At 62.5% G+C, this 3,630-nt stretch carries 3 protein-coding genes and 1 pseudogene; 2 read left to right on the top strand and 2 right to left on the bottom strand.

What is annotated here, in order from left to right; genetic code table 11:
* Positions 1 to 786 precede the first annotated feature (786 nt).
* Positions 787 to 1,707 (bottom strand): LysR family transcriptional regulator, encoded by a 921-nt coding sequence (locus ACFPPB_RS20145; protein WP_377330422.1) that lies wholly within the window; start codon positions 1,705 to 1,707, stop codon positions 787 to 789.
* A gap of 17 nt (positions 1,708 to 1,724) precedes the next feature.
* Between ACFPPB_RS20145 and ACFPPB_RS20140 the strand changes: the two genes are divergently transcribed.
* Positions 1,725 to 2,273: an NADPH-dependent F420 reductase gene (locus ACFPPB_RS20140; protein WP_377330424.1), complete on the top strand. Its 549-nt coding sequence runs from the start codon at positions 1,725 to 1,727 to the stop codon at positions 2,271 to 2,273.
* Between the two features lie 37 nt (positions 2,274 to 2,310).
* On the top strand, positions 2,311 to 3,045 hold the full coding sequence (locus tag ACFPPB_RS20135; protein ID WP_377330421.1) for an SDR family NAD(P)-dependent oxidoreductase: 735 nt from the start codon (positions 2,311 to 2,313) through the stop codon (positions 3,043 to 3,045).
* A 47-nt stretch (positions 3,046 to 3,092) separates the two neighbouring features.
* Here ACFPPB_RS20135 and ACFPPB_RS20130 read toward each other — a convergent pair.
* Positions 3,093 to 3,392 (bottom strand): annotated as a pseudogene (locus ACFPPB_RS20130) (IS630 family transposase); the annotation flags it as partial.
* Positions 3,393 to 3,630: the final 238 nt, after the last annotated feature.

Below are 3,630 nucleotides of genomic sequence, written 5' to 3'. Positions count from 1 at the left end.
TTTTTTTCACGGGGATGTCCTGCTGGGTGTGCGAACGAAGCTCGCGGTAGTGCTTGGCCCACTGGGTCAGCAGGTGCGAAACGCTCGTCAGTCCCCGTTTGGCGTATCACCCCGGAGGTAAACGTGTGTGGCTAGGGCACAAGACAGCTCTCATCGCCAGGACAGGCGATGTTTCCGTGCGGATCGTTTTCTGCATGACCGGTTGGGTTGAATGCCTGGCTGCTGCAGACGTACCGATAATTCGGATGGCTGTTCAGCCGTGAATGGCTTGTGTCAGGTGAGGTGCGACTATTCGCATTGTGTGGTGAAAGATCCTATTGCACTGGACGCAGTACGCGCTTGATGGCGTGATGCGGGTGTGCAGAGAGATGGCTTTATCTGCGGGCGCCCGCTTCTCTCTCCAAGTCATGGGTGTTTCGCTACCGGTTCCATGGTCGCACCCGCGAGATGGACCCAGGAAGCTTCAATACGGGATGGAACAAATCGGCGACGGTGCTTCGCTGTAGAGGCGGGCCCATAGAAGCCTGAGAACACCTCCAGTCGGCGACGAGATTTCGAGACATCGCGTGCCGTTTAGGGAACGTCTGAACAAGCTTCTGCTCGTCGCCGAGATTGTGGGAGCGACTTCAGTCGCGATGGCCGCGGCAGCGGCCTGCAGCATCCCGGCGTTGCAGCGGCTCGATGCACAGTCAGGCGGCGCAGCGCACTGCTACGCGATCGCGACTGAAGTCGCTCCCACAAGGGGCACCCTTCTCCAGACCGCAGTGGACTTATTCAGACCATCCTTTACCTGAAACGGGGTGCCGCTGGGGTGCACTGAGGTTTGCCAAGAAGCTCGAGCAGCCGCGATTCGCAAGGGGAGAGGTCATAACCCCGACGTTGCGAGATCACGAACGTGAGCGGACCGAGGTGCCAAGCGCGGCGTTCAAGTTCGACGAGCTCTCCACTCGCCAGATCCTCGCCGATGAGATGTCGCGGCAAGTGCCCCCAGCCGAGACCGGCTTTGAGAAGGTCACGTTTGGCGCCGAGATCATTGACCAGCCACAGGCGCTTGCCGGCAACTCCCTGCTGGGTCTTTTCCGCTTCCGGCTGGTTGTCCGTAACGACGATCTGAACATGTCGACCAAACTCGTCCACCGGTATGGGTTTCGGTGCCGAAACGAGCGGATAGGATGGCGCACATACCGTCACCATCTCAGCCTCGCACAGCCAGCGGCGTTCCATGGCATCCGGGTTCACCTCCGGCACGTTCTCGACTGTGACGGCCAGGGCACACACCCTTTCGAGCACCAGGTTCTCGCCGCCCTGCATGGTCGTAATGCGCAGGTTGATCGCTGCGGTCGGGGACTCTTGTTGAAGCGTGCGCAAGCAGTCGATCAGGTGGGTGCGTGGGAAGTAGGCATCGACCGCCACCGAAACCTGCGGCACCCCGGCCTTGGCGATCGAGCCGGCGCGGTTCTTCATTTCTTCCGTGCGTGAGATCACCGCCCGTGCGTCCGGCAGGAGGCTGCGCCCCGCCGCGGTGAGCTGCGCCTTCCGTGTGTTGCGCTCGAACAACTCGACATCGAACGCGCTTTCCAGCGCCTTGATCGCGTGGCTGATGGCCGACTGCGCGCGGCCGAGTTTCCGCGCCGCACCCGAGAAGCTTCCCTGATCGCACACCGCCACGAACGCACGCAACTGGTTGATGGTGACGTTGTCGAGCATATACATCCAGAAAATAGATCGTATTAAGCGAAGTCGCGGTCGCCAGCCGGCGGCCGCCCGAAGCACTGTTGCCACAGGCGCAGGCGATCGGACCCAAGGTCGTCCCCAAAACGCTGCAGGAAGCGGTCAAGGCGGACGTGATCTTCCTGGCCGTTCTCTTCGAGGGACATCGCGAGGTCGCCAAAACCCTGTCGAGCTGGCAGAGCAAGACGGTCGTGGATGCGATGAACGGCTTCGAGGGTTTGTCTACTTCCGACGTCGCCAAAGCCTTCCCCGGCGCCCGGTTCGTGAAGGGCTTCAATCATCTGCCGGCGAGGACGCTGGCCGCCGACCCGAACGTCAAGGGCAGCCGCCGGGTCGTGTTCCTGACGAGCGACGACGAAGCGGCTGCGGCGCGGGTGGCAGCCCTCGCCGAACAACTGGGTTTCGCACCCGTCCATCTCGGGAAACTCGAAGAGGGCGGCACGCTGGTACAGGTGCGGGACAAGAGCTGGGCGCCTCTGATCTTCCAGGACCTGTTCAAGAACGAGCCCGCGCGACCGGCCTCCGTCGCCGCAGCATCGTAACCACCTGCTTGTGCCATCCCAACGAAGGATGCATGACATGACCAGACTGAATGGAAAGATCGCCGTGATCACCGGTGGCGCTACCGGCATCGGCCGCGCCGCAGCAAAGCGCTTCATCGAGGAGGGCGCCTTCGTCTTCATCTTCGGCCGCAGGCAGGAAGCGCTCGACGCCGCTGTGGCCGACCTCGGGCCCCATGCCCGCGCGGTGAAAGGCTCGGTCTCCGATCTGGCCGACCTCGACCGACTCTACGCGGCGGTGAAGGCCGAGCGCGGAACCCTCGACATCGTCTTTGCCAATGCCGGGGCGGGAAGCCAGCTTCCTCTCGGCACGATCACCGCCGAGCACATTGACGAAACCTTCGACACCAACGTGAAGGGTACGATCTTCACGGTCCAGCAGGCGTTGCCGCTGATGGGCAAGGGCGGTTCGATCATCCTGACCGGATCGAGCGCCGGCACCACGGGCGCCCCGGGAATGAGCGCCTACAGCGCGAGCAAGGCGGCCGTGCGCAACCTCGCGCGAACCTGGGCGCAGGACCTGAAGGGCGCCGGCATCCGGGTAAACGTGTTGTCGCCCGGGGCGACGGCGACCGAACTGGCGAAGGAGGCGCTAGGCGAGGAGGGCCAGAAAATCTTCGCTTCGATGACTCCGCTCCAGCGCATGGCCGATCCGGCGGAGATCGGAGCTGTGGCTGCCTTTCTCGCGTCGTCGGACAGCAGCTTCATGACCGCCAGCGAAGTCGCCGTCGACGGCGGCCTGGCGCAAATTTGACACGTTACGCCCGGCCGGTTATTCATTCGATTATTCGGAGCACCGAGACCATGACGCTGGTAGTCGTGCGTGTGCGTCGCCGGCTTGCCGAAGGTGAGTGGCAAGCCGGGCCGGGTACGGTTGAGCGCTTGGATCTGGCTCTTCTCATCCACGCACAACACCAGCGCTCGATCGGGCGGGGCCAGGTAGAGCCCCACCACGTCACGCACCTTGTCCACGAAATACGGATCGGTGGATAACTTGAACGTCTCCTACAAGTGCGGCTTGAGCCCGAAGGCATGCCAGATGCGCTGCACGGTCGCCGGGGAGACACCGGTCTCCCGGCTCATCTGGCGCACACTCCAGTTCCTATGATGGTTGAGCAAGCTGCGACAGGCAGAGGTCGACGGCGGATTCAACCGGTGGATGCAACACACTGAGCGTTGCCACGGCAGCAGGAGTGTTGCAGATGCATCAGCGGACCTGATTAGCGTCGAACCTCAGTTGCAAGTCGCATGATGTGCGACGGCAGCGAGGGATGCTGAAGCCATGTTCTCGACGGGAGTGTGAGTCATGGCGATGAATAGGGTGCAGTTTCAGAAAGGT

Source organism: Rhodanobacter terrae, from assembly GCF_042657005.1.
Classification (GTDB): Bacteria; Pseudomonadota; Gammaproteobacteria; order Xanthomonadales; family Rhodanobacteraceae; genus Rhodanobacter; species Rhodanobacter terrae.
Note: the sequence above shows the minus strand (reverse complement) of the source record. Positions and strands in the feature narration are given on the sequence as shown.

Coding starts and splice junctions, on each gene's coding strand:
- ACFPPB_RS20145 (WP_377330422.1), bottom strand. CDS start 1,707: ATGCTCGACAACGTCACCATCAACCAGTTGCGTGCGTTCGTGGCGGTG.
- ACFPPB_RS20135 (WP_377330421.1), top strand. CDS start 2,311: ATGACCAGACTGAATGGAAAGATCGCCGTGATCACCGGTGGCGCTACC.